22 protein-coding genes are annotated in these 26,587 nt (G+C 57.8%); 10 read left to right on the plus strand and 12 right to left on the minus strand.

What is annotated here, in order from left to right:
- Nucleotides 1–361 precede the first annotated feature (361 nt).
- The 7 genes from RBH26_RS16935 to RBH26_RS16965 all read right to left on the minus strand — a co-directional run bounded on the left by RBH26_RS16935 (nucleotide 362) and on the right by RBH26_RS16965 (nucleotide 8,685).
- Entirely contained in the window at nucleotides 362–1,594 is a 1,233-nt protein-coding gene (locus tag RBH26_RS16935) for a CaiB/BaiF CoA-transferase family protein (RefSeq protein WP_306759567.1), read from the minus strand.
- A gap of 9 nt (nucleotides 1,595–1,603) precedes the next feature.
- Nucleotides 1,604–2,767, minus strand: a complete 1,164-nt coding sequence (locus RBH26_RS16940) for an acyl-CoA dehydrogenase family protein (RefSeq protein ID WP_306759568.1) — start codon at nucleotides 2,765–2,767, stop codon at nucleotides 1,604–1,606.
- A 203-nt stretch (nucleotides 2,768–2,970) separates the two neighbouring features.
- Nucleotides 2,971–3,741 (minus strand): IclR family transcriptional regulator, encoded by a 771-nt coding sequence (locus RBH26_RS16945; RefSeq protein WP_306759569.1) that lies wholly within the window; start codon nucleotides 3,739–3,741, stop codon nucleotides 2,971–2,973.
- Nucleotides 3,742–5,107: 1,366 nt separating this feature from the next.
- Complete coding sequence (locus RBH26_RS16950) at nucleotides 5,108–5,266, minus strand: hypothetical protein (protein ID WP_306759570.1); 159 nt, start codon at nucleotides 5,264–5,266, stop codon at nucleotides 5,108–5,110.
- Between the two features lie 327 nt (nucleotides 5,267–5,593).
- Nucleotides 5,594–6,067: a hypothetical protein gene (locus RBH26_RS16955; protein ID WP_306759571.1), complete on the minus strand. Its 474-nt coding sequence runs from the start codon at nucleotides 6,065–6,067 to the stop codon at nucleotides 5,594–5,596.
- Between the two features lie 160 nt (nucleotides 6,068–6,227).
- Entirely contained in the window at nucleotides 6,228–7,421 is a 1,194-nt protein-coding gene (locus RBH26_RS16960; protein ID WP_306759572.1) for an aminomethyltransferase family protein, read from the minus strand.
- 64 nt (nucleotides 7,422–7,485) lie between these two features.
- The gene (locus tag RBH26_RS16965; protein ID WP_306759573.1) at nucleotides 7,486–8,685 is read right to left on the minus strand and encodes an FAD-dependent oxidoreductase; all 1,200 of its coding nucleotides are present in this window, start codon (nucleotides 8,683–8,685) and stop codon (nucleotides 7,486–7,488) included.
- A gap of 425 nt (nucleotides 8,686–9,110) precedes the next feature.
- Here RBH26_RS16965 and RBH26_RS16970 point away from each other — a divergent pair, with 425 nt between their 5' ends.
- The gene (locus RBH26_RS16970; protein WP_306759574.1) at nucleotides 9,111–9,908 is read left to right on the plus strand and encodes an IclR family transcriptional regulator; all 798 of its coding nucleotides are present in this window, start codon (nucleotides 9,111–9,113) and stop codon (nucleotides 9,906–9,908) included.
- A gap of 90 nt (nucleotides 9,909–9,998) precedes the next feature.
- Here RBH26_RS16970 and ribB read toward each other — a convergent pair whose 3' ends face one another.
- A complete protein-coding gene (gene ribB, locus RBH26_RS16975) occupies nucleotides 9,999–10,685 on the minus strand; it encodes a 3,4-dihydroxy-2-butanone-4-phosphate synthase (RefSeq protein WP_306759575.1) in 687 nt (228 codons plus the stop codon).
- A gap of 372 nt (nucleotides 10,686–11,057) precedes the next feature.
- Here ribB and RBH26_RS16980 point away from each other — a divergent pair, with 372 nt between their 5' ends.
- The 5 genes from RBH26_RS16980 (at nucleotide 11,058) to RBH26_RS17000 (ending at nucleotide 17,163) form a co-directional block, all read left to right on the plus strand.
- Complete coding sequence (locus RBH26_RS16980) at nucleotides 11,058–12,281, plus strand: FAD-binding oxidoreductase (protein WP_306759576.1); 1,224 nt, start codon at nucleotides 11,058–11,060, stop codon at nucleotides 12,279–12,281.
- Nucleotides 12,282–12,448: 167 nt separating this feature from the next.
- On the plus strand, nucleotides 12,449–13,630 hold the full coding sequence (locus RBH26_RS16985; RefSeq protein ID WP_306759577.1) for an aminomethyltransferase family protein: 1,182 nt from the start codon (nucleotides 12,449–12,451) through the stop codon (nucleotides 13,628–13,630).
- A 51-nt stretch (nucleotides 13,631–13,681) separates the two neighbouring features.
- Entirely contained in the window at nucleotides 13,682–14,476 is a 795-nt protein-coding gene (locus RBH26_RS16990; RefSeq protein WP_306759578.1) for an electron transfer flavoprotein subunit beta/FixA family protein, read from the plus strand.
- Nucleotides 14,473–15,426, plus strand: coding sequence for an electron transfer flavoprotein subunit alpha/FixB family protein (locus tag RBH26_RS16995; RefSeq protein ID WP_306759579.1), 954 nt, complete (start codon nucleotides 14,473–14,475; stop codon nucleotides 15,424–15,426). The genes RBH26_RS16990 and RBH26_RS16995 overlap by 4 nt, the downstream gene beginning before the upstream one ends.
- Before the next feature lie 6 nt (nucleotides 15,427–15,432).
- Nucleotides 15,433–17,163, plus strand: coding sequence for a formate--tetrahydrofolate ligase (locus tag RBH26_RS17000; protein WP_306759580.1), 1,731 nt, complete (start codon nucleotides 15,433–15,435; stop codon nucleotides 17,161–17,163).
- Here RBH26_RS17000 and RBH26_RS17005 read toward each other — a convergent pair.
- Nucleotides 17,118–17,738: a cyclodeaminase/cyclohydrolase family protein gene (locus tag RBH26_RS17005; RefSeq protein ID WP_306759581.1), complete on the minus strand. Its 621-nt coding sequence runs from the start codon at nucleotides 17,736–17,738 to the stop codon at nucleotides 17,118–17,120. The two genes, RBH26_RS17000 and RBH26_RS17005, sit on opposite strands and share 46 nt — an antisense overlap.
- Before the next feature lie 157 nt (nucleotides 17,739–17,895).
- Nucleotides 17,896–18,525, minus strand: a complete 630-nt coding sequence (locus RBH26_RS17010) for a GTP cyclohydrolase I (RefSeq protein ID WP_306759582.1) — start codon at nucleotides 18,523–18,525, stop codon at nucleotides 17,896–17,898.
- 310 nt (nucleotides 18,526–18,835) lie between these two features.
- On the opposite strand from RBH26_RS17010, the gene RBH26_RS17015 reads away from it, so the two are divergent.
- On the plus strand, nucleotides 18,836–19,279 hold the full coding sequence (locus tag RBH26_RS17015) for an ester cyclase (protein WP_306759583.1): 444 nt from the start codon (nucleotides 18,836–18,838) through the stop codon (nucleotides 19,277–19,279).
- A 1,069-nt stretch (nucleotides 19,280–20,348) separates the two neighbouring features.
- Here RBH26_RS17015 and RBH26_RS17020 read toward each other — a convergent pair.
- Nucleotides 20,349–20,996, minus strand: coding sequence for a helix-turn-helix domain-containing protein (locus tag RBH26_RS17020; RefSeq protein ID WP_306759584.1), 648 nt, complete (start codon nucleotides 20,994–20,996; stop codon nucleotides 20,349–20,351).
- Between the two features lie 379 nt (nucleotides 20,997–21,375).
- Nucleotides 21,376–22,260, minus strand: coding sequence for a type II CAAX endopeptidase family protein (locus RBH26_RS17025; RefSeq protein ID WP_306759585.1), 885 nt, complete (start codon nucleotides 22,258–22,260; stop codon nucleotides 21,376–21,378).
- 445 nt (nucleotides 22,261–22,705) lie between these two features.
- Between RBH26_RS17025 and RBH26_RS17030 the strand changes: the two genes are divergently transcribed.
- The 3 genes from RBH26_RS17030 (at nucleotide 22,706) to RBH26_RS17040 (ending at nucleotide 26,547) form a co-directional block, all read left to right on the plus strand.
- Entirely contained in the window at nucleotides 22,706–24,211 is a 1,506-nt protein-coding gene (locus RBH26_RS17030) for a serine hydrolase domain-containing protein (protein WP_306759586.1), read from the plus strand.
- The gene (locus tag RBH26_RS17035) at nucleotides 24,208–24,948 is read left to right on the plus strand and encodes a CPBP family intramembrane glutamic endopeptidase (RefSeq protein WP_306759587.1); all 741 of its coding nucleotides are present in this window, start codon (nucleotides 24,208–24,210) and stop codon (nucleotides 24,946–24,948) included. Before RBH26_RS17030 ends, RBH26_RS17035 begins: the two co-directional genes overlap by 4 nt.
- A gap of 1,197 nt (nucleotides 24,949–26,145) precedes the next feature.
- Entirely contained in the window at nucleotides 26,146–26,547 is a 402-nt protein-coding gene (locus RBH26_RS17040; RefSeq protein WP_306759588.1) for a MoaD/ThiS family protein, read from the plus strand.
- Nucleotides 26,548–26,587 lie beyond the last annotated feature (40 nt).

Genomic DNA, 26,587 nt, shown 5'->3' on the forward strand with positions numbered 1-26,587 from the left:
AGTACCGTTCCAACCGTCGACTGCAGGGTCGAACCGGCTTGCGGCGACGGATTCGACCCAACAGTTCAGGCTTGGACCGCCACTAGTTCCCACCGATCGCCACACGGGGTCGCGATCAACGGACCGTGATGACAGGAGACCGTATGAATCGCGCTGTCCGGTAGTATGACGACAACCGACCCACCTTGCAGACGGATGGCCGGCGTCGGGTACTCCGATCGTCCGTTCGCGGAGACGATCACCCGATAGCCACAGAACGCCATCTCGATAGCGGTATCTAAGAGTACAGCTACGATGGCCAACGTGAGGGAATGTGACACGACGGGTGACAGTTACGCGAGCTCCCGAAACTCCGACCCCATCAAACGATTCCGTCGGCTCTCAGTCGTTCGATTTCCCGTTCCGAGTAGCCGAGATCGGCGAGTAGTTCGTCCGTGTGTTCGCCGAGTTCGGGCGGATGCTGACGGACCGTTGCTGGCGTCCGCGAGAGATTCATCGGACTTCCCGGCATGTCGATCGCTCCGACGGATGGATGGTCGACTTGTTGGTGCATGTCGCGAGCCTCGACCTGTGGATGGGAGAAGACGTCTTCCATATCCGAGACCGCCCGAGCAGGAACGTCGTGATCCTCGAGCAGCGCCACGAGCGGCTCCGTCCGGTAGTCGGCGAGTTCGGCCTCGAGTATCTCGTCGAGTTGGTCACGGTGTTCGACCCGATCGGTGTTCGTCTCGAAGCGTTCGTCTTCGAGCAGGTCGTCTCGATCGATCGCGAGACAGAAGTTTCGCCAAATTTTCTCCGAGGCCGCCGCTACGACGACGTAGCCGTCTCGAGTGGGGAAGGCCTGATACGGCGCGATCGTCGGGTGTTTGCTCCCCATTCGTTTGGGTGATTCACCCGTCGCGAAGTAGTAACTGGCCATGTACGACATCCAGGCGACCTGTCCATCGAAGAGACTGACGTCGACTTTCTGGCCGCCACCCTGCAGCTCGCGGTGGAACAACGCGGCCAAGATCGCCTGCGTGGCGTACATCCCGGCACCGATATCCGCAATCGCAACACCGACCCGAACGGGAGGACCGTTTTCCTCTCCGGTGATGCTCATCATTCCGCCCTCTGCCTGCATGATCAGATCGTAGGCCGGTTTGTCGGCGTACGGACCCCACTCGCCGTACCCGGTGAGCGAACAGTACACCAGGTCCGGATTGTCGGCAGCCAGCTCCTCGTAGCCGAGCCCCCACTCCTCGAGCGTGCCAACTCGGAAATTCTCGACGAAGACGTCGGCGTCGCTTACGAGCTCGCCCAGGAGTTCGCGTCCGTGTTCCTCCTTGAGGTTTAGCGTGACCGAGCGTTTGTTTCGGTTGACGCTGGCGTAGTAGGCACTTACGCCGTCGTCGCCTTCACCGTCGAACTGTGGTGGGTACCACCCGCGAGTCTGGTCGCCGCCGTCCGGTCGTTCGACTTTGATCACGTCGGCGCCCAGATCAGCCAACTGCATCGTACAGAACGGACCGACGAGAACTCGTGATGCGTCGACGACAGTGATTCCTTCTAGCGGTCCGCTATCTTCGTCCGGCTCCCGTGCTTCTCCAACCATTCTCGGAACTCACTCGTAGGCAGGAATGCCGGTGAGGTCCTCGCCGATGATCAGTGTGTGGATGTCGTGTGTTCCCTCGTACGTGTAGACGGTCTCGAGGTTCGCCATGTGGCGCATCGGCGAGTAGTCGCTGGTGATACCGTTGCCACCGAGCATTTCGCGGGCGACTCGAGCCTGGTTGCGGGCCATTCGCACGTTGTTGCGTTTGGCCATCGAGATATGTTGTGGCTGGAGGTCACCGCGTTCTTTGAGGTCTGCGAGCCGGTGTGCGAGCAACTGGGCGAGCGTGATCTGGGTCGCCATCTCCGCGAGCTTTTGCTGTTGGAGCTGGAATCGGCCGATCGGACCGCCGAACTGCTCGCGGTCTTTCGCGTACTGGCGTGCCGTCTCGAAACAGTCTCGAGCGGCGCCGATGGCGCCCCAGGCGATCCCATAGCGGGCCTGTGAGAGACACGACAGCGGCCCCTTCATGCCCTCGACGCCGGGCAGGACGTTTTCTTCGGGGACGTGGACGTCGTTGAGGCCGATCTCGCCCGTGATAGACGCTCGAAGCGAGAGTTTCTCGGTGATCTTGTTCGTACTGACACCGTCACGGTCGGTCTCGACGAGGAAGCCCCGTACTGGGTTCTCCTCGGCCGAGCGGTCACGCGCCCAGACGACGGCGACGTCGGCGATCGGGGAGTTCGTGATCCACGTCTTCGAGCCGTTTAACACGTAGCCGTCGCCGTCACGTTCGGCTCTCGTCTCCATCGCCGAGGGATTCGAGCCGTGTTCGGGTTCCGTAAGACCGAAACAGCCGACGGCCTCACCGGCGCCGAGTTTCGGGAGCCACTCCTCTTTCTGTGCGTCGCTCCCGAAGGTGTGGATCGGGTACATTACGAGCGCACCCTGGACGGAGGCCATCGATCGGAGCCCCGAGTCACACGCCTCGAGTTCCTGCATCAGTAGTCCGTAGGCAGTCTCGGAGACGTTGGGTGAGCCATAGCCCTCGAGGTTCGGCGCGTAAAAGCCCAGCTCGCCCATTTCGGAAATCAGCTCCGTCGGGAACGTCCCCTCCTCGTAGTGTTCGTCGATGTCCGGACGGACGCGTTCGTCGACGAACTCGCGAGCGGTATCGCGGATGAGTTGTTCCTCTTGATCCAGATCCGCTTCTAGATCGACGTAATCGAGCATACGTTCTATCGTATAAACAGCAGTGTAATAACCTTTTGTATTATATATGTGAACAGTATCGTGTTGTTCAGAACGAGACCGACATGAACGGAACGAACGAGTAGTGGACGGCATCCGTATCGATGGTCGAAACCGTCGATGGCTGCGACCGACACGTCACACGGGCCCCTAACGCTCAGCCGACGATTCGTCGAGACGACGACTCACATATACGTGAGTTTGAGTTCGATCTCGTTTACCGCACCGAGGAGGAGATCGGATATCTCCTCTCTAAAGTACTCTCCAGTCAATCGCTTGGCGGGGCCTGCAACGGAGACTGCCCCGTACGTCCGTCCTTCGACGACGATCGGTGCCCCGATCGCACGAATCTGTGCGTGTGATTCTCGATCGTTGAAGGCAACACCCCGTTCGCGGATCGTCTCGAGTTCGTCTAGCAGCTGCTCGCGTGACGTTATCGTCTGTTCGGTCGCGGCAGGAAGGCCGCACGAGTCCAGAATTTCGTTTACTCGCTCGTCCGGTAGGTGTGCGAGAATCGCTTTTCCTGCCGAGAGCGAGTGCAACAACTTCTGTTTGCCAACCCAGGAGTTCGTCGGAACACCACGCTCGCCGGTCAGTCGCTCGATGTACACGGCACGATCGTGTTCTTCGACGACGAGGTTTACCGCCTCGTCGGTCTCGGTTACCAACTGCTGGAGCGCTGGTTTCGAAACCTCGAGCAGTTCTTGATAGTAGTCTTTGGCCCGCATTCCGTGGTCGAGAAACGTCAACGCCAGGTAGTAGCCGTCGTCTCTTTCGACGACGTAGCCGTGTTCTTGGAGCGTCGAGAGGTGATCGTGTGCGGTGCTGTTTGCAATTCCAACGGATTCGGCGAGCTCTGTCAACCGCACGGGCTGTTCGTCGTGAATCGTTTCGATGATATCGAAGGCTGTTTCCGTCGCTTTGATTCCCCCGTTCCCTCCGAGCTCGGTTGGCATCTCTAGCACAATCGACGAACAATTGCCTCATAGCTCTTTCCATCCAGTGATATCTGATCTATTCGTCGTGAGCAACTCCTCCCAGTGATCGCCTTGAAATACTACGATAGCCAACTGATTTCGGTGCTACCGAAATATTAGATTCTGTCCGATACGCTATTTCATTCCGACACCTCGAGACTGCGAAGAGGATAAAAAACCTAGCATTATGGATATTACTGAGAGGTGCCGGGCCTGTAGAGTCGGGAGCAGGTGTACTAACACACTCAATACTGGAGTTACTACCAGTTACACGTACTATCGAACTTCTTTAATAACTAATACGACCACTACTGGTGGTGATCAGCAATCGCTGTAATGTATCTATCGACTGCATCCGTGCTGAAGAGGCATCTAACTCGGTGACTGAGGTAGCTGACCCTCTTTCGGTAAGAGCGAACTCGATTCCTTTCTATCAAGTTATTCTCAGTGAGTGCATTCGAAGATAGAATAATAGTAGCACATATTTTAAATGAATGCGATCGTTATGGTGTAGGTTTGATGTTTTGCTTCGAGAGTGGAACGATAACTATCATTTAACAGATAATAGTTAGTCACCTGACGCTTTCTGAGTGGCAGTGATCTGTCGCACGTCACCAATAGAGTTACATTAGTATTATTGTAAATCAAAGCGGATACCATCCAGTAGTGGGAGATGAGAGACGAACGGACCGTAGCGTAGTTTATGATAGCCACTGACCGTCACTGCACACCCGATCGCCCTGGGGAGTGCGGGTCTCGCTTCGGTGGTCGCATCGACCAGGAACTGGGGAGCGGGGACCGACGCGACCGTAGCCATGCGACCGGTGTGGGAACAGTTTGGTTCTATCGATCCTCAGCCCAGCTCAGCGAGTGCTACGCGACGGATTCGATGCAACACGGGACGAGAGTGGGTGGCAATCTTTCAAGACGTTTATCGTTTTGCTTTACGCAATCAGGTAGCTGCGCTGGGAGAGACAAGCGGCGTCAGTTGATCAGCACGGTCTCATCGAAGAACCCGGTACAGAGATGTCGACTGTTCGATAGTCTGGACCAGTCGACGTCCACGAAAGCAAGTCTCTCGCGTGGTCTGTCAATATATTGCTTTTCCGACAAACGAGTCGTCCCGGGATATAATTGTCGAGAGTCCGACAATGCTACTGGCTACTGGTCTTGAATATACGGTACAATTGACTTCGCTCGAGGGAAAATATCGAGGTGGCGTTCGCTGGACGATGTGGCACCGATCCCGCAGTTGCGTTCTCCATAGTAGTTGGTAGCAGGACTTCGTTAATCAATGTGGGCCGTGAAACTCACGTTCAATGTAGGTGAAACAGAGCAAGCAACGTTAAAAACCCATGATTTCAAACACCACAATATAGGAAATTAGCCCGAAGAGAGCGGTGGCACCCATCCAGACAGCAACTATTAGAGCTGCCTGTTTTCCTGTCATATTCTCTCCTTCGAGGAGTTCATTAAGTTGTGACAGCAAGTCATCAAGTCCCATGATCAGATGTTAATTGGGAATGAAGAAAAAGTCGTCGATGGCTGCGGCTATCGGACTGCCTGCGCCCAACGTTGATCGAGTTTGGTTCGACTACGCGGCCGAAACTCGATCGAAAAGTTCCATACCCTCACAATGAGTGTCGACCGCTTCCATACGTGAGCAGTCGGACGAGCGTCACCGAGTGCTTTGAACTGATTGCACATTACTATGAACACCGTTGTCACACCAATCACGTGACAGACAGATTCCAACGCTGGTACGAAACTAAACAGTACCTGTCGTAATTTTGTGAAACTCGAGCACTGAGAGCTCGAACAGAGCCGAAAACTATCGCCGTTCGAAAAACGCTGTCGTATCTATTGTCCCAGCATCGATCATCTCGAGTCGGCGGCCTTTCGTCCGATAGATCTCCGCGATCAGCTGCTCGAGGGCGGTGACGACCTCCAGAAACGATCCATCGAGCGTCACACACACTGGCGGATCGATCAGGAGCTGAAGATCCGACTTGAATTCGATCCGCAACGTGTACTCGTCGCTCTCGACGGGGGTGAGCTCCGCCATCAGAAACGGTGGATTTGAGAGAGTGAGGTGTTCGTCTCGAAGCTCGACGTATTCGGGGGCGTCCTCGGGTGGCGGCGCCTCTCCGAGCGTGTAGTCACCTAACTGTCTCGCGAGGTCTTCGTCACCGACTGGCGACATATCCTGTACTACCGTTTCGAGCGTGACGGCGAGAAAACGCTCCTCTCGCTCTCCGTCGAACACTCGGTTGTCGTTCGGTAACGCGTCGAAAGCGTTTGTCACTAGTTGAATAGATCAACTGCGATCGGGTTAAGCGTTGCCCGCTGAAGAAAGACGGGTCTCGGTCTTCCGTCCACGCTATCGTAGCCACTGGACCGATGTCCACGCCGATTGCAACGTCGGCGGACGACCGGATGGCAAACGCGAGTACGGGTGCGTCAGTTCATCCGCTGCTCCGTACTCGTTCGTACTCCGGATCGAACAACGGTTCCTCCTGGACGGTCCCGGAGTGTCGGCTTCCATCGATCTCGATCTCGATCTCGACGTTCGAGCCCGGTTCGGTAAACTCGATCGGTACATACGCGTATGCGATGCTCTCGTCGACCGAGTAGCCGTATGCGGTTCTGACGGTTTCGGCGACGACCTCGTCGTCGGTGAGAACGGGCTGCCCGATGTCCGGATGAACTGTCCTATCGTCCATCGTAATACACGCTATCTTTCGGTCGATTCCGTCTGCCTCGGCCTGCTCGAGAGCGGCTTTGCCGACGAACTCCGTATCCATGTCGACCCAGCGCTCGAGTCCGGCCTCGAACGGATCGTACTCGGGACCGATATCGAACCCGAGAAATCGGTTCCCTTTCTCGACACCCATCGTATCGAGCGCGCCAAATCCCATCGGGACGGCGTCTTGCTCTTTGCCGCTCTTCCAGAGTTCGTCCCACAGTTCAGAGACGTAGCCCATGGTCGTCCAGAGTTCCCAGCCCAGTTCACCGACGTACGATACCCGCTGTGCGGTAACCGGGATGCCGGAGATTTCGAACTGCTGGCTGGTGAAGTACGGAAACGAATCGGTGGAGAGATCGGCTTCTGTGAGTGGCTGGACGACTTCTCGAGCGGCCGGTCCCCAGACACCGATACACGCGTACGCATCGTCGAGGTTCGTGACTGAAACGTCCGCTGGCGCACGGTTTGCTATCCACTGTGTGACCTCCGAAGCGGTGGCACCGCCGAACGCGACGACGAAATACCGTTCGTCAGCCAGACGCGTCACGACGACGTCCGCCAAGATCCCGCCTTCTTCGTCGAGAATTAGCGTATACCGAGCCTGTCCGACGTCCCTGGACATGTCGTTGCTACAGAGCTCCTGGACGAAATCGGGAGCGGACGAGCCAGCGATCTCGATCGGTGCCAACGACGTCAAGTCACAGAGGCCGGCGGTTTCACGAACGGCCTTGTGTTCGATGCCGATCGACTCGTGTTCATCGACGTGGCTCGGAGTATCGAACCGATCGACCCGACGTTCGTTCGCTTCGAAGTAAAACGGGGCCTCCCAGTTGCTGGTTTCATACGAAACCATCCCGTGTTCTTTTAGCTGGTTGTACATCGGACTTCGGCGGCTTGTCATGATCTCTGACATAATCGAATCAGTGGGTCTGCTATCGATAAATAATCGATACGTGGGCTGCTATCCGGTGTGATTTCTACGCGGGCCAGTCTTTTATCCAGTCGTAGTCGAAGTCGAGGGCCGTATCCTCGAACCGATCGGCCTGGAACGACTCCAGACTCCAGGGACAGTCGTCGCCCTCTACCAGCGACTTCATCGCGGTCGCATACGCTGGCGCTAACGATACCCCACCGTACATTCCGTCGGCGATCACCAGGCCACTGGGATCGTCGAGTTCGTCGATAACGGGATACGCGTCGGGGGTGATCGAAACCCCATCCGGACAGAGGTGTTCGCTGCCGCTCATATACTGGATATCGTCGGGTTCCAGCCACTGGATACTCTCGGGCAGATACTCCGCGATCTCCAGTCTATACTCCTCGGGTGGGTCTCGGGGTGGTTCGGTACGGGTTATCCCCTGCTCTTCTTGACCGTCGATCCAGTACTCGCCACCGGAGATGAAGAGGTTGCCACCGGTCTCCGGACGCCACCAGAACAGTCCCGGCCCGGCCTGTGGGAAGTCTTTGGGGATATCCCTGTTCGGGAGTCGGATCCGGACGTTCGAGTACGTGAACGTCTTCGTCGGAATATCGACGAAGTCAGACACCAACTCTCGAGTGAACGGGCCTGCGGTAACGATGACGTGCGATGCGGTGATCGTCTCTTCACCGTCTACCTCCACACCGGTTACCTCACCATCGTCGACCAGGATGTCGGTGACTTCCGTATGTGTTCGTACCTCTGCACCACGTTCCTCTGCATCGTCGGCGAGTGTCGTGACGTACGTGTGTGGGTCGGTGTATCCTGCCCGTTCGTCGACGATCGCCCCGTACTTATCGTCGAGAACCAACGTATCCGGCCACTCCGATTCGATCTCGTCGTTGCTCCAGTAGTTGATGTGATCTACGTCGAGCGCGTCCGTCCGTTCCTGCCATGCCTCCTTCTCTTCTTCCGACTGGAGATACCGAATGAACGGGGACGGATTGAACTCGAAGTTGCCAGTTCCATCGAACTCCTCGAAGAAGTCGTGCATGATTTCATCGGCCTCCGTGACCGGGTGTTGACCGATGAAAAACCACCAGTCCGAGATGATTCCGGCGGCGTGACCGCCCGCGCCGCGCGCGATTTGCCCTTTCTCGAGGAGGAGTACGTCGTGTTCGGGTGCCAGTTCTCGAGCCGTACAACTACCTAGCGCCCCGGCTCCGACGACGACCACATCGTGATCTGCAGTGGACATACGGGTCAACAATCTTTGGCATAGCGCTTAAGCCTTGTGGTGAGTTACCAAACATCTCGATGCGTGTGCTGGTGACCCTCCGTTTTCGAGACGCCTCGACGACAATCGACTCGGCCGCTCGTCGATTACTTAAAAACGAATCGATAGTCGCTATTATTTAGTAGTCCTTTCCGGTCGATCACCGTGCGATCAGCAACCTATTACAGATGTACGAGTGTAATGTACTGGTTCCGGTATCGATCGAACTGTTGGAATATCGGAACTATTACAGCCATATAGCTGTATTAGTAAATGGCTTGGACCGATCTATTCCGCATTCGGAAGTTTTTGGCCACTGAGTTCGCGCTCATCGAACTGTGATTACTGTTACCATAAGACACCTAGGATGCTGAATACTTATGCCCTTGCATGAGAGTAACTATCATATGTGCTCGAAAGCGAAAACACCCGAACGATCGATCCGAATCATCGAAGCGATACGGAACCGCGACGGTGCGAATCTAGAGGAGTTAGACGACACCCTGGAGATCTCTCGGAGTACGATTCACAGGCATCTCCAGACGCTGATCGAGCACGGTTACATCACTCGAGAGGGCGAGCACTATCATATCGGCCTCAAGTTCCTAAATCTCGGAGAGTACGCGCGGTCGCGGAAGTGTGGATATCGACTCGTCGAAGACGCGATCTACGAACTGCACGAAGAAGTAAACGAGGAGTGTGAGTTCATCGTCGAGAACGCTGGACGGGGGATTCTGGTGTACGAATCGTATCATTCGGAGAGTCGATACGAAGGAAATAACGCCGCGACTTTTAAAGACTCGGCTACCGTCGGTACGTACTTCCGGCTTCACAATCACGCAGCAGGGAAAGCGATCCTCGCTGGGCTCTCCGACGAGCGGATCGAGGAGATCGTCGAGCAGTGGGGGCTTCCATCGAGAACGGACCGAACGATCACGTCCAGAGACGAACTCCGGGGCGAGCTCGACGCGATCCGAGAACAGGGGACCGCGTACTCGGACGAGGAGTTCGCCAGGGGGTTGCGAGAAGTAGCACGTTGTGTAAACGACCCCCTCGGAAACTGCGTCGGTGCCCTCGCCGTTATCGGTCCGACCTACCGAATGACCGACTCGAAGTTCACCCGAGAAATACCCGCCCTGCTCGAGGACCACGTCACTACCCTCGAGGCGAAAATCGAATCGGAGTATCTCGACGATCTCAGATAACGCGTTTTCATCGCTCGTTGCTCTGTCATCGAAAAGCGCTCGGCGTCGGAACGGAGAAACCAGTGTCGTCGGCTCGATCGGACGAATCGATTATCGACGGCTCTCGAAGTGATCGATAATCGTCGCTCCTTCCAAGTACGGAATATCGTTGCGTTCAGCGTACGTGCGCGCGGCGGTCGGTGACAGTGCTCGTTTGGTTTCGTCGTCGAGCATCTCACAGACGACAGCCGCTGGTTCTCGGTCAGCAGCGGCGGCGAGTGTAATGGCGAGTTCCGTGTGGCCGCGTCGATCGGCAAGCAGGTTCGGTGCGGCCTTCAGGAGATGGATGTGGCCGGGGATGCGAAACTGCTCGCTGAAGTTCGTCGTGCCCGGTGCTGTTGCAACCGAACCGAGCTCGGAAATCGTAAGCGCACGATCTTCGTCGGTAATACCGGTGAACGTCTCGCGGTGGTTTACCGTCAATGAGAACGACGACCGGTCGTCGTACTCGAGGTCGTGGTCTCTCACGGCAGGATGCTCGAGGGTGTCCTGGGCGAAGGGGAGATCGAACGCTTCGGCGACATCGTACCCGAGAGCGACGCAGACGAGTCCACCCGCATCGTTTCGCATCCGTGTAACGTCCATCGGCGTCACGTCACTTGCAGGGTATACCAGATCCGTTTCTCCCTCCCGGTCTGCCGCGTCGTGAATACAGACTGGATTTCCGTTTCGGAACGCGGCGACCGCTCGTTCGAACGTATGCTTCTGATCGTGTCGTATCGAATCGTTTCGGGACATTGGTCGTTATGTGTTCTCCGCTGGTGGTAGGCTTTCTCCGCTATCGGTTCGTTTGCAGTGTCGATGTGGTGTCTGCGTTCTTCGTGTGACGGTCGACCGGTATCCTCTGTGTTGGAGGCGCCGTCTCTGCACTCCCACACTGCGCTCTATCATCAGGGTGGATAATAATCGTTCCGAATCTGGAGAGCATAACGATATCGTTACGGAGATGCGGTCACTGTCGCCGTGTTGCGTGTTGTCTGCCGTCGATGGTAGACGTATCCGAATCGGGGGCTGCCAGTATAGTTTCTCATCCGGCGATCAGTGCCGACGACAGATCAACGTTCCAACGGTAGTTTTTAGTAACAGCTCCGTGTATTGGCATGTTGTAGCATGACAGATTACGATGTCATCGTCATCGGATCGGGAGTCTCGGGACTCTCGTCTGCATGGCACATGGCAGAAGATCACGACGTGTTAGTCATCGATGCAGACGCTATCGGAAACGGTACGTCGAGCCGTGCTTCGGGCGTGATCATGACGCCGATCGATTACCCCGAGTGGCCGGAGTGGACCCAACACGCCGTCGAGTGGTTCGAGAAGTTGGATGGAAGAGGGGTTCTCGACTATACCGAACGCGAGTACGTCCGCGGTGTTCGCCCCGAAGAAGTCGAGGGTGCTGAGGAAGTCGCAGAGCGAGACGAGTGGGTTACGCTTCGCGATCCAGACGACTACTACAAGTGGGACGACACGTTCGACGAGGACTCACCGTACGAAAAGGTGCTCGTCTGGGACGAGTATACCGGATATCTCGACGTCGATCAGTGGCTTCCGACGCTACAACACATGTGCGTGAAACGCGGCGTCGAATTCCGACCCGACACCACCGTCGAGGAAGTGCGCGTCGAGGGTGGCGAAGTCGTCGGTGTCGAAACGGAGTACCGAACGGTCGATGCCGACGCCGTCGTCGCCGCGGCGGGATCCGGAACCCGGCCGCTACTCGAGGACGTACTTCCGTTACCGATCAGGAAGTTCGTCTGGAACGTCGCGTATCTCGACATCGGACTGCCGGACGATTATCCGATGGGCGGCGACGCACAGGAGGAGATCTACTGGCGGCCGACCCGCGACAATCAGTTGCTCATCGGTATCGAACACCACTACGGCGAGGAGGACCGGCCCCGAGAACGCCGTGAACAGGACGACAGAGGAGACCAGGAAGCCGAGCCCGACGGGATTCGAAGCGACCACCACATGGAAGTCGGCCCTGGACTCGAACAGTTGCTAAACGAGGACGTACCGAACCTCCTCAATCACGTCGAAACTGCGGACGACGCCGTTCGGTGGGAGGTCTGTCCGATGGCGGACTCGACGACGCCGGACGCAAAGCCCATCATCGACGCTCCCGAGGAAGGACCCGACGATCTGGTGGTTGCCGCGGGCTTCCACGGTGCAGGGGTGATGGCGACGAAAAGCATCGGTGCCGCCGTCAGGTCGTACCTCACAGACGACGAGTGTCCGTTCCCGCGTGACCCGATGAAACTCGATCGGTTCGACACCCGCGACACCGACTTCGAGTTCGCGCCGATGACCTCGTGGCAAGAACACATGAAGTGACCGACCGGCGGACGAAGCGGAGAACGACAGGTGTCTGAGCGGAGACTCGAGGGTCGAGTCCGGACCGAAACTCGGCGTCCATCCGACGAGTCGTCGCTGGCTGCCGCCGCCCTCTCCTCGTTTGCGATCCGCCCGCACCAGACCTGCGAATGAGTGACCCGATAACGATGACAAACGAAATCACACCTCGACGAACTCCCGTCTACAACGAGCATCAAGAGCTCGGTGGGGTAGTGACCGAACCCCTCTGTGGATGGGAGCTTCCACAGTATTACGAGCTAAACGAGGACCGAAGCGACGAATACGACCTCCCGGACCATCTCGAGGAATCGAGCGCCGTCGGTGTCGAGACTCTGGCGACCCGGGAGCGTGTCGGTATCTCGGACGTGACCGTGCTCGCCCCGATAGCGATCACCGGACCGTCCGCACCCGACTTCGTTCAGCGCGCTTTCACAAACGACATGGACATCGACGTCGGTCAGGTGCGATACACGCTCATGATCGACGACGAGGGGGAGAACATGGGAGACCTCGTCGTCACTCGCCTGGACGACGAGCGATATTTCGCGTCCACGCTCGGCGGGGAGGTAATCGACGAGCAGACGGCGTGGTTGCGCGCTAACGCACCCGACGACGTATCGATCACCAACCTCGACGACGGCTATACGAACCTCAGTATCTGGGGGCCAAACGCTGATGACGTCGTCCCGCCCCTGACGGATGCCGATATGTCACGCGACGGTTTCCCGTATTACACCAGTAAGCAGATCGACGTCGCTGGTGTCCCCGCTGTCGCGATCCGTATCTCCTACGTTGGTGAGTTCGGCTGGGAGCTGTGGACACGTCCGGGCCACCAAGCCCAACTCTGGGAGGCGCTCTGGGCGGAAGGACAGGACCAGGATATGATTCCGTTGGGCCTCGATGCACTGCTCAGGATGGGTCTCGAAAAGGGATACCGGCTGCCGGGATACGACATGGGTCCCGAGAACACGCCGTTCGAGGCCAACCTCGACTTTACCGTAGCGATGGACACCGAGTTCATCGGCAAGGAGTCTCTCGAGCGCGCACTCGACGACGGAATCGATCAACGACTCGCCTGTATGACGATGGACGACGACGTGCTTCCCGCTATCGGGGAGTCCGTATTCGTCGACGGTGACGCTATCGGGGAGGTCAATCGGAACGGCTACGGCTACTCGGTAGGAGAAAACATCGCTATGGCATATCTCCCTGACGAGTACACCGATTCGGGGACGACCGTCTCGGTCGAGGCCGGCGGCGAGCGGTATTCTGCCACTGTCCGTGACGAGCCGCTGTTCGATCCGGGCGGTGATCGAATGCGGGAGTGAGATCCCACGGCGGGCAAAGATTTATATATTGATTTTACATCATTATTTTGTATGAAGGCCCTAGTATCGGTAGCGGAGGTAGCGGAACTGGGAGACGACTTCGAGATCGATGGCCTCACGATCGACGAGCGGTACCTCGGATACAGCCTCAACGAGTGGGACGATTATGCCATCGAAGAGGCCGTTACGTTGTCCGAAGCGGACGTCGTCGACGAGGTCGTCGTCGTCACGATCGGTCCTGAACGGTCCGAACAGACGATTCGTGAAGCGCTCGCGAAAGGGGCAGATCGAGCTATCCGTATCTGGGACGACGCCGTAGCGAACGTCGACGCCCTCATGCCCGAAATGAAGACGCGAATTCTGGCGTCGGTAGTCGAGGCCGAAGAACCCGACATCGTATTTACAGGCGTTCAGTCCGACGACGACGCCTGGGGGGCAACGGGCGTTGCACTCGCGGAAGAGATCGACTTCGGGTGGGCGGCCGTCGTCACGGAACTCGATCTGGAACCCGACGACGGCGTCGCACACGTTCGCCGTGAGCTCGAAGGTGGCCTCGAGGAGGTCACTGCCGTCGAATTACCGGCCGTCATCACGATCCAGACGGGGATCAATCAACCACGATATGCCAGTCTCCGGGGGATCCGTCAGGCTCAACAAAAAGAACTCGCAGTCAAATCACTGGACGACCTCGGGCTGAACGAGAGCGTACTCGACAGTGAGTTGGCGCTAACGGAGTTGTACGAACCCGAGACCGAAAGCGAGACGACGATCTGGGACGGCGAACCCGACGAGACGGCGGCGGAGCTCGCTTCTTTCCTCCGTGAAACGGAGGTGATCGAATCATGAGCGACACGCTGGTCGTCGCCGAACATCGACGCGGTGAACTCGAGGACATCAGTTACGAACTCATCACGGCAGGTCGCGAACTCGCCGATGCGATGGACGGCGACCTCCACGTGGCGGTCATCAACGGTGACGTCGACAGCCACGCCGAACAACTCGATCGGGATGGTGTCGATACCATCCACACCGTCGACTACGGCAAGGGGTTCAACCACGATGTGTACACACAGGCCGTCACGGAGCTGGCCGATTCGCTCAGCCCTCGTACGGTGTTGATACCGCATACGGCCACCGGAATGGACTACGCGCCGGCGGTCGCGAACGCGCTCGATAACCCGTTAGTAACCGACGCTATCGATCTGCAGTACGACGAGGAGTTGACCGTCGCCCGTGAGATGTACAGTTCGAAACTCGAGAGTGTCATCGCGACTGATAGCACACAGGCGGTCGTCACCGTTCGACCGGCCGAGTGGCCACCGACCGAGAGCGACGGCAGTGCGGCGATCGATGCGTTCGAAGCCGAGATCGACGAGGCAGCGATCACGTCGACCGTGACGGGATTCGAGGAGACCGTCGGCGGAGACATCGACATCAGCGAGGCGGATTTCATCGTCTCCGTCGGCCGAGGGATCGAAGACGAGGAGAACCTCGAGCTGATCGAACGGCTTTGTGACGTTACGGGTGCGACCCTCGCCGCGTCCCGTCCGATCTGTGACAACGAGTGGCTCTCGAAGGGCCGGCAGGTCGGTCAATCCGGAAAGGACGTCACGCCGGACGTCTACGTCGCGATCGGTATTTCGGGTGCCGTCCAACACGTCTCGGGGATGAAGAACTCGGAGCGGATCGTCGCGATCAACAACGATTCGACTGCACCGATCTTCGATATCGCGGATTACGGCATCGTCGGTGACCTCTTCGAGGTCGTGCCTGCGCTCATCGAGGAGGTCGAGTGACCGACGATGAGTTCGGAAAACGAGGCTGACGGACCGATGCCGACCGACTACGAGATCGCACAGTCGGTCGATACGGAACCGATCTGGGATATCGTCGAACCGTACGGACTCGAACTGGACGATCTCCAGTACTATGGGGAACACGTGGCGAAGATCGACCGCGACGCCGTCGACAGGCTCCAGCGCGAGGCGAGCCAACGGGACCGAAACCTGGTGTTGGTGACCGGGATGACACCGACACCGAAAGGCGAAGGGAAGACCGTCACCACGGTCGGACTCGGCCAGACGCTTACCCACCTCGGGGAAGACGCCGTCGTCGCGATCCGTGAGCCGTCTCTCGGGCCGACGTTCGGAGTCAAAGGCGGAGCGGCTGGCGGTGGCTACTCGCAGGTGCTTCCGATGGAGGATATCAATCTCCACTTCACCGGCGACCTTCATGCCCTCACGTCGGCACACAATCTCATCTCGACGATGCTCGACGCCCACATTACGAACGGCAACGAGCTGAATATCGACGTCAACAACGTCGAGTGGCCGCGTGCGATCGACATGAACGACCGCGTGCTGCGTGAGACGACCGTCGGTCTCGGGGGTGAGACCGGTGGTATCCCGCGGGAGGGTGGATTCATCTTGACCGCCGCTTCGGAGCTGATGGCCGTTCTCTGTCTCGCGACGGACCTCGAGGACCTCAAGGAGCGTATCGCGAGAATTATCGTCGCGTACGACGACGACGATACGCCGGTCACGGTCGACGATATCGACGCGACCGGTGCGGTAACGATCCTCCTTCGAGATGCCATCAAGCCGAACCTCGTCCAGACGATCGAAGGGACACCGGCGTTCGTCCACGGCGGTCCGTTCGCGAACATCGCCCACGGCACCAACTCACTGATCGCCGATAAGGCAGCGTTCGGAATGGGTGACTACCTCGTCACTGAGGCCGGATTCGGCTCGGATCTGGGTGCCGAGAAGTTCAACGATATCGTCTGCCGACTCGGGGATATGACGCCGAACGTGATGGTTCTCGTCGCTTCGATCCGTGCACTCAAATACCACGGAAAGGACATGTGGCCGGTCGACTACGATGAACTGGACGAACCGGACGTCGACGCCGTCGAACGTGGCTTCGAAAATCTCGACAAACACGTCGATAACCTCCGGAAGTTCGGTGTCCCGGTCGTCGTCGCGATCAATCGGTTTCCTGGCGATACCGACGAGGAAGTCCAGACCGTCCTCGACCACTGTCGTGACGATCTCGACGTCCGGGTAGCGGAATCGAACGTCTTCCGAGAGGGAAGCGAGGGCGGTCTCGAACTCGCCGAACACGTCAGAGACGTAGCCGAGGAAAGCGACGAAGAGCAGTGGACGCCCCTCTATAGTCAGGACGATAGCATCAAAGAGAAGATCCACACGGTCGCGACCGAGATCTACGGAGCCGATACCGTCAAATACACCGGTAGCGCGGAGGACGATATCGAGCGGATGCGAAAGCTGGGATTCGCAGACGTTCCGATCTGCCTGTCGAAGACCTTCCACTCGATCACCGACGATGCCAGCGTCAAGGGCGCACCCGATGGCGGGTGGCAACTGGAGGTCACGGAAGTGTATCCCTCTGCTGGGGCAGGATTCCTCGTCGTCCTCACTGGTGACGTCTTACAGCTTCCGGGTCTGCCAGCCGACCCGGCGGCTGCTCACATGGATATCGACGCGGACGGTACGATCTCTGGCCTCTTCTGAGCGCTACCGAACGTCTTCGATCGCTCTTCCAGCGCTGTGGCCAGCGTTTCGTCCTCGATCGAGTCGAGATTGTATCGTACGGTGTGAACTGACGCACGGAGTGCAGACTGGGCGAGAAACGCACCGGTTCCCGCATCCGGAACGGCGTTTCGACTCCCAGTTGCTGTCACAGTAGTCGCGTAGCTGATTACGTCGTGGCATCCTTCTGCTATCTCGAGTGGGACCCGAGCGGTGCGTTCCAAAGCCTCCTCGAGCGATTCAGCGTGGTCTCCGTCGTTCGGCGTCTCGACTGCGGCCTGTACCTCGTCGACGGCCGCCGCGTCTGCATCTGCGAGCTCGAGTAGACGATACCGGACGTCCGCGAGTTCGTCTTGGATAGCGGTCAGTTCCGGCTCAACGTCGGTGCAATCGTCGGTTCTGCTCGTGTGGGTTCTGCTCGTGTGAATACACGTCATCTCACACAGAGCTGCACCGGCAGCACCGCTGACGGCAGCGACTGCCCCGCCACTGGGAGACACCTCGTTAGCGGCCACGTTCTCGAGGAACGTACCGACGGACTGGTCGACGATGGTCATAGATTCCGTTTCGATAGCGTTCGTCCGTCTCGTTCGTGTCTGAGATACCAAGCGCCGTGTCTTCGGGGACGACTGATACCGATCGCGGTCGTCAGTTCTGATATCGTTTGCCAGCCGAGTGATGGACGACAAATCGTGATCCGAGGCTCGGTTCTCGTCACGGTCGTTGATCGGGTATCGACCCCTGAAACTGACGCCACTCTCGCTCGCTAAGGTCGCCAATCCGCTCTCTGGTCGTTGTCTCCGTTTCGACCTCCACGCCACGCATGGCTTCACACATGTGTGACGCAGTAATTTCTACGGCAACGGCTTCGGCATCGAGTTCTTCAGCTAGACCGGCAGCGATGTCACGTGTCAACGCTTCTTGTGTCGTTACCCGTCGTGACTGCCAGCGGATGTATCTGACGAGCTTCGAGAGCCCGACCATCTCCGTATCCGGGAGATACGCCACGTGTGCGACCCCGCGGAACGGAAGCAAATGATGCTTACAGAGGCTGTTTACGGGAATTCCCGTTTTGGTAACGAGCCCATCGCCTCGAGTCTCGAACGTTCGCATCTCGGGCTTTTCTCCGGCACGCATTCCAACAGTCAACGTCTCGAGGACGTCCGGAACGCGACGCTGCCACGTATCGGTGACGTCGTCAGTGGTCGGGTCCATGCCGACGGCCTCGAGCAGCAGTTTTGTCCCCTCGCGGGCTTTCTGCTCGTCGAAAGACGTCGATCCGGTCGTTGCATCTCCGATGATAGCCGTGTGCTGAGAACCCGTTCGCTGATTCTCCGAACCCATTACCCTGATGTACGGGAATCTGCCAGATAAAACTACTGTCAGTACCGCAATTGGGGTTGAACGCTCTACGGATATGCTATCACCGGTGTGCTCGAGCCGTCCAGTGTTGTAGTTACAACTGAAACTGTTCTCCCACCATCGCACGGTTCACGGATCGCGTCGAACCGCGCTCCCGTCGTGCGATCGGGGCGCACTGGCGTTCAATGGCTACTATAGCGTTTTGCTTATGATTTCCAGCGATGTAAACAAAACAATCAGCACGAATGACCCAAAGCGTTAAGAGTCGTTCTGTTGTTTGTGGTTGTGTACCATGGCAGAAGAACAGCAACAGCCGACGAGTGAAGAGCTCGTCACTCAGTTCATCGAAGACGTATGGAGTCAGGGCAATCTCGAGGCCGCAGACGAGATCGTCGCCGAGGAGTACGTCGAGCACGACCCCGCATTGCCCGAACCGATCCACGGACGCGAGGCGTTCAAGGAAAACGTCGCCGGATTTCGCGAGGCGTTAGCTGGCCTCGAAAAGGACATCGAGGAGATAATCGTCGATGACGACTCGGTTGCTGTCCACTATACGTTTACCGGCACTCACGAAGCGGAGCTCTGGGGCACGGAGCCGACCGGACAGGAGGTAACCCAGGAGGGCGTGTTCTTTTTCGAGATCGATGATACCCAGATCACCGAAGCGACCCACCTCTGGAACGCCTATGGGCTCCTCCAAGAGATCGATGCGATTCCGGAGTCACCAGGTTGGTGACCGTCCCCGACCCATGCCCCGAGTCACACCCAATCGGCCAACCGAGAGATTCGACTGAACGGCAGTACACACTCGATCGACGGACGGTATCGTGATCGGTGTGTGGAAATCGGTTCAGTTGTTACTATCTCACTATCAGACTTGTCTAACTTCGTATCCCGACTGCTGGTTGCCGTCGAGCGGCCGTTGGGGGTGTTGTATGTTGTAGTCGTGTGCCGAATATACAACTTACAACAGTCCGTATGACGCGATCGAACTGATCTGGGGCTTTCCTCGAGTGTGGTCCGGGACAGCCGGCCAGTTTCGCTACCGATGAGAAGCGCAGTACTGGGTCGATCGTGTTTCCTCACTTGTACTGTGGAAACTCACTGCTCGGAGCGCCACCTGTCATCAAAAACCTGTGACGTTGTCCATTGAGTTCGAACATCAAGGTTGTATTATATTGACAATGCCAAACCCATCAGTATCGATGTCTTTTCTCGACGGTGCCCGTAACTATTCTAACATTGACGTATCTGGAACGACAGCAGATAGAGTATATGCCTGGCTATATCGCTCGGCGAGAACCAAACGGTCCAGTCGGGCGTGCGAACGTCGGTTCCTGTTTAGAGTATTCTTCGAGGAGACCAGATCGATCACTCGGATCTACAACAGGGGCCCGACGTCAGACCAACTCAACTGGTGACGTTTTATGAGGTACTGAAATTTCATTCCAGATCCGAGAGAGGATTCACTCCCTTTTGATTCGAAAGTTAACCTCCGTCTTCACTCGAGGGTCTCGTCGACGCCTTTACTCTCCGAGCACATCTTCTCGAAGATCAAACAGAACCTCTTCTGGACGTTCATCTACAACGCCCTGGCGATCCCGATTACCTTCTTCGGTCTGCTCCATCCGGTGATTGCGGTGATCGCGATGTTCCCCTCGAGTCTGTCGGTCATTACGAACTCCGCTCACCTGGGCTTCCTCGAGCTGTAGCTGGCCAGTTCGATCATCTGGAGACAACGAAGCACTTCCACCCTCCATAACCTGCTGGACGGATTGCCACGACGGTAGTTTGTGCGAAAGACGTCAACCGAACTCTCGTTTCCGCTCTGGCCCGTTCAGAAACCACTTGACGAGCTTCGTTTCGCCCCGACGCATCACTGTACTCGCCGTTGCCTTGTCGACGTTTGCTTCTTCTGCGAGTTCTGTAAGCGTACACTCGCGTGGGACTTCGTAGTAACCCTGGCGAATCCCCAACTCGAGCAGTTCGCGCTGACGGTCGGTTAGTAGCGACTCCGTGTCGGTCCCACTAACGAGCGATTGCAACTCGTAGGTCGCACCCAGTGAGTCGAGCACTGATCGCAACTGTTCGAGTTCCGCACGGGTGCCGGTTAGATCGAACTCGAACCAGCCGTTGCGAGCGATCACTGGAAACTCGATCGGGAGTGCCGTCAGATCGACGAACTCGTAGAGTGCGGTGTCCGTCAACTCGTACTTCGCGAGGGCGCGTTCGCCTGTCGATTCGAGCACTTCGAGGCGATCGATCGACGGATGCGACCGAAACGTCTCGATTGGAGCTTCCGGATCGTCAGTGACGATCTCCCCGAGTTCGATCGCCGTCTCGTCCCTCCGATAGCCCGAGAGAAGATCGAACGTCGCGTCGGGATGTTGCTCCGAAATCTCGCGTATCCACACTCCCTCGGGGAGTTGAATGCGAAACTGCGCACTGATCACGGCTCGGCTCCGACAACGTCGGTTCGTCTCGACTCGAGTGGTCGACGTCTTTCGTGTGTGTTCTGTGACCAGTGTTCGGTGTTCGGTGAAACTAACATGTTGGAATGACTGGAAAGTTACACTCCAGATCATATGAATGTGATGACCCGCACAAACGAACAGCAGGGAATGTACCGAAAAGCGGGTCACCGCCGAGACGGCCCACAGAACAGCGAGCATAGCCAAAACCCAGCGGTCCTATTGGAGCAGGCGCCCGAGTAATTCGATGGACCATTCGCTCTCGTTCGAGAGTTGAGGGGATACCCTCTGTAACTGGTCTTGAATAGACAACGAGGAAAAGTAGGGATTCGTCGGCTTCGGTGCGATTGCATCGAGTCGTTCACTGCTGTGCATCGGTTTCCATCTCGGATGTACTGGATCGGTTTGCCGGAACGCCCCCAGTGTGTTCCGTGTCGGGGATCGATTCTCGGTTCGTCAGCTTCCGGCCACCGTAGACGGCTACGACGAGTACTGCGAGGACCAGCATTGCGATGGATCGCGACGCACCGAGAAGAAACGGAAATTCGGCGATATCCAGGTCGGCCTCGTACGGGTAGAGCACCAGTGTGGTGTTGAAGACGCCGTGAAACAGTGTCGCTATCAGCACGCTTCCACCAGTGCTGTTGTAGAGCCAAGTGAACAGTATCGAGATCGTAAATGTGTCTATCAGATAGATCAGCGGCCCCATCTGCGCTTGGTACGAGTCAGGCTGGAAAAAGAGCGGAAGATGCCAAAGCGCCCAGAAAAAGCCAATAATGAGGCTGGCCATCAACGCGTTGTACCGGTCTTGAAGCCGGGGGAGTGCGAATCCGCGCCAGCCCAGTTCCTCTCCAAGACCCGCATACAGGATCTGAAAGACCAGAAAGAAGAGAACGATCCACGCCCGCTCTGGAAGGACGCCTAGGTCGGGTTCGTAGCCGGTCAGGACAGCATATATCGCCGTCGAGGCGCCGACGAAGACGACGGGGAACCCGACCAGTACGATCAGGTACCAGCGGCCGTCGACCCGCCAGATGAAGAGCTGTCCTCCCCACCGACGGAGGCTTCCGCCGGTAGCCCACGTAAGAACTGCCGCAGCGAGTAACGGGCCAAACACCCCGAGCGCGATTGGTGGGGAACCGACGGCGAATTCGACACCGTAGATCGTCCACGAGACCGCGATAGTGAGGACGAAAAAGAGCGCAACCTGGTGTGATCGAGTAAACGCTTGTAGATCCGCTTTCATGGATATTTCTCCGTGGCGTCTATCACGTCACCCGTAGACAGCGCAACGCCGTCCACTCTCGTGCAAGGAGACGCGCGTGCACATCCGCAGCTACCGATCTTGACGCGTGTCCTTGCCAGTATCGTTAGCGCAATAGTTGTCACAGTCACACAATCGGTGGAGAAATCAATAAACCCCAGTTATGGAAAGGAATACTAATACTTCATAGGAAAATTACAATAGTATTGTTCAATAGGTTATTATCACGTGAAACCGAAACTGTCCTACTTCCACATGTTCATATACAGTTATTTATCCACAATCACGGGTTCTCTTGTAATATAGTAACACCTGAAACTGTTTGCACATCGATCGCACAGCTTCGTGTGATTGGCTCGTAGTAACTTTCAGTGGCTACTATCGGAATAACGGCGGTGCTTTTCAGTCAATCCGTACAAGCAGTACTATGACACTGGATCGCTCGGAAACCGCCTCTACTACTCGCCGTGGGTTGCTCGCCGTTCCTCTCGTTGGAGCAGTCGGCGCTCTCTCCGGGCAGTTCGGGGCTGTCATAAGAGAAGTATCAGCCGACGAGCCGCTCTCGACGCACCTCGACGAGCACGTTCCGGACTTGCTCGACCGATACGACGTGCCGGGGGCGTCGATCGCCGTGGTCGAGGACGGCGAGGTGACCTGGAGCGGCGCCTACGGCAGCGCTTCCCCCGCGGAAGGACGCCCGATGAGCGAGGACACCCCGTTCCGGGTGCAATCCATCACGAAGTCGATCACTGCATGGGCGGTGTTGAAGCTCGTCGAGCAGGATGAGATCGCACTCGACGAGCCAGTTGGCCAGCACCTCACGAGCTGGGAGCGTCCGGACGCCGAGTATTCGTGGGAGGCGGTTACCGTACGGCGAGTACTCAGCCACAGTGGCGGGTTGCCAGCGGGCGTATACGAGGGCGTCCCACTGGACGAAGAGCCGCCGTCGCTCCGGGAGGCGCTGTCCGGAAACGCGGGCGGGCCGGCGGCTCGACCGACCGACGAACCCGGCGAGTTCCGGTACTCGAATCCCGGTTACGCGCTGTTGGAACTCCTAATCGAGGACGTTACGGGGCAGGACTTCACGGCGTACATAAACGAAGAAATTCTGGAGCCGCTGGGAATGGACGGAGCCACCTTCGATACAACCGAACGACTCCGTTCGGAGTTGGCGACGGAGCACTTCGTTGATGGAACACCGGTCCCTCTGTCACACGGTCCCGCTAAAGCCCCCAGTGCACTGTACGCGACCGCCGAAGATATTGCCCGCTTCGTCGCCGCTGGCACGGAGGCGAGTGGGGAACCGGTGGGGCGGGGCGTGCTCGCTCCAGACAGCGTCGCCGAGATCTACGCTCCGACTGTCGGAGCGACTGGGTTCTACAGCCTCGCAAGCGACGGCGCGGGGCTCGGTCACTTCGTCGAAACGCTCTCCGACGGGGAGCGAGCGGTGATGAACGGCGGACAGGGCGCCGGCTCGTGGCACTGGTTCCATACCACCCCCGGGACCGGTGACGGTATCGTCGTCCTCACGAACAGTGAACGGAGTGTGCAGCTTATCGCCGACGTCGTCGAGGTGTGGTCGGACCGAAGCGGTCTCCCTGCCGTGTCACTGACGCGTGCGAGGCGATGGATCCGCCTCCCAGTCTGGATTCTCGTCGGCGTTGCGGCCGGTCTCGCTCTCCGACTCGGGTATGGAGTCGTCGCGGGGACGCGAACGTTCGCCCCGCTATCCGACCGCGACCGCACCGCTCGTGCAGTCCTTGGCGGCCTCGCAGTCGTAACGTTCGGGCTCTGGTGGGCCCTCGGTCGGGAAACCGTCGCGTTCTTCCTGCCCGTGATCGCCGAGTGGGTTGGACTGGCGCTGTCGGCAGTCGTCGTTCTACTGTTGGTGACGGTCCTGTTTCCCAAAACAGACAGAGGTGAATCGACGTGACCAACGACAGCGCTGGCGACGAAACGGCAAGCGAGACGTCGACCATCTCCCTCGTCGCGTCCCCGGACGTGGATCCGGAGTTCTTCGAGTACTCGAATCCGTGGCAGTTTTTCGCCATCGCGTTTGGCGTCTCGTACCTCTTTTGGATACCACTGATCGCACTCGAATACGACCCATTCGTAATGCCGGGGGTGATTCTGTTTGCCGCCGGCGGACTCGGCGTTCCAGGTGCAGCGATCTTCTTGCTCTTCTGGGTCGCCGAGGAGAGACACCGGCGTGACTACTGGCGACGACTCGTCGATGTTCGGCGGATCGGTCTACGCTGGTATGCCGTGATCTTCCTGCTCGTTCCGACCCTGAACGGCCTGGCACTACTACTGGGCGTCCTGGCCGGCGACACGGTTCCGGCGTTCGAGCGAGCTGCCGAGTTGGCTGCCGATCCGGTATCGATTCTCCCGTACGTGGTTTTCATGTTGATGTTCGGCCCATTGCCGGAAGAACTGGGGTGGCGCGGATACGCACTCGACGGGCTCCAGGCGCGCTGGAACGCGTTAGGGGCGAGCCTGATCCTCGGCGTCGTCTGGGCCGCTTGGCACGTCCCGCTGTTTTTCATGATGGGAACCTACCAGGCCGAGTTGGGCGTGCTGACGCTGCTAGTAGTCGTCGGCGTGGTGTACGGCTATGGATCGAAGACGCTAACCCGACGCTGTCCGGCGCAATCGGACAGAACAGAGTGACTACCGCCATCGGCTCTTCGGAAGGCCGACAGACCTCGGAAACACACCAGCGGGCGACGCAGCCATTCGACGTCTGCGTGATCGTCTCCCGTCTCTGGAGTAACCGACCACTCTCCAGCCGATCCGGATCGTACTGTCCGACAGTATGACTACAGTAGACCGTATGCAGAACTATCGTGAGCGTTCGCTGCTCCTATCCGGTGAACCCGCTTCAGTGGCTACTGTCCGGCAGTATAGTTGCGACGGAGACGAGGAAACGAGAGAGCGGATTTCGATGAGACCATCGGCACAACCCGCAGAAATCGCGGCCGCAGTCGCGTACCTGTTCTCGTCTTTTTCATCCGTGAACGACGGATCCGTGAACCGCCCCGGAGTCAAGCCCCGAGGCACTCGGCCTGTCTTTTCTGTAGATCCCTGCGATCTACTCTTCGGCGAACGTATTCGTACTCGTTACACTCATACGAACGTAATATAATTTATAAAAGAACTGTAGCTGGCGGCGAAGTGTTTGAACAACTGTCACACGTCGAGGGACAGAACGGCTGGTGGTTCCCGCTGGGAAATATCCCGTCACGAACGACAGGTGCCTGGAGCGCGTATCATTGAGCTACCCACGACTGAAGTCCTGTCTCTTACCCACAACTGGAGCCGCTGTCGTGAGTGAACAAGATCGAGGAATGCAACCGAAACTCCCGGTTTTCACGGGCACAGTCACTCTCGAGGAGTGATTTCGTCGATCTCGCCTCCCGGTGTTCATCCACCCCAACCACTGGCATCATCGCTCGAATGCTCACTTCGACGAGTGGGGCGAGAAGCGTTTCGAGCCTGGAAACGCCTCGCCGATCGCCACGAGTGTACTTCGTTCGTGTGCGCGTCGACCCGAGATACCACGGATAATCGGACACCAACGCCGCTCTCGAGGACCTCGAACGGGGGTTCTCGAATCCAGTTCCTTCGAGTCCGTCTAATCCAGGACTGACCACGGAGATCCGCCGAGTAAACGGCAGTGTACACCCGACCGGACAGACGGGCGTGCGGGTCGGATGTGAGCGACGTGCGTGAGATCCGTGACGTGGCGGGGACCGACGTGGTCTGGGAATGGCTGCGATCGGTATCCACGTACTCCCTCGATCGGAGCCGTCTCGAGACAAACATGTTCGGGAAGGGTCTTTCTTTGATCGAGCGAGTACTAGCGATATGAGTAGCATGACTTCCACGACTCGCGATCAGGCGACCACTACGACGACCGTCGACGTCCGTTGTACTGGTCACGTTCGTGACGCGATCGGTACGCACGAACTCGAGTTCACGTTCGGGGGAACCACGCTAAAGGATTTCCTGATGGCGTTCTTCGAGGAGTACGACGTCGAGGACCTCCTGATCGCCGAGACAGAAGCCGATGCGACGGCACCGGGATGGGCGCCGACGCCGGACGAACTCCCCGGTACGTGGCGGAAGAACCCGGAAGGTGAACAGACGAGACCGTTCGCTCGCGTCTGTATAAACGGGCGATTCAACGAACACTACGATGGATTCGATACCGAACTCGAGAACGGTGACAGGGTCGCACTGATCAAACCGTTCATGTTCTGCGTTTGATACTGTCGGACAGCACGAGTCATTGTCGGCCACACGACTG

Source organism: Natronolimnohabitans sp. A-GB9 (assembly GCF_030848565.1).
Taxonomy (GTDB): Archaea; Halobacteriota; Halobacteria; order Halobacteriales; family Natrialbaceae; genus Natronolimnohabitans.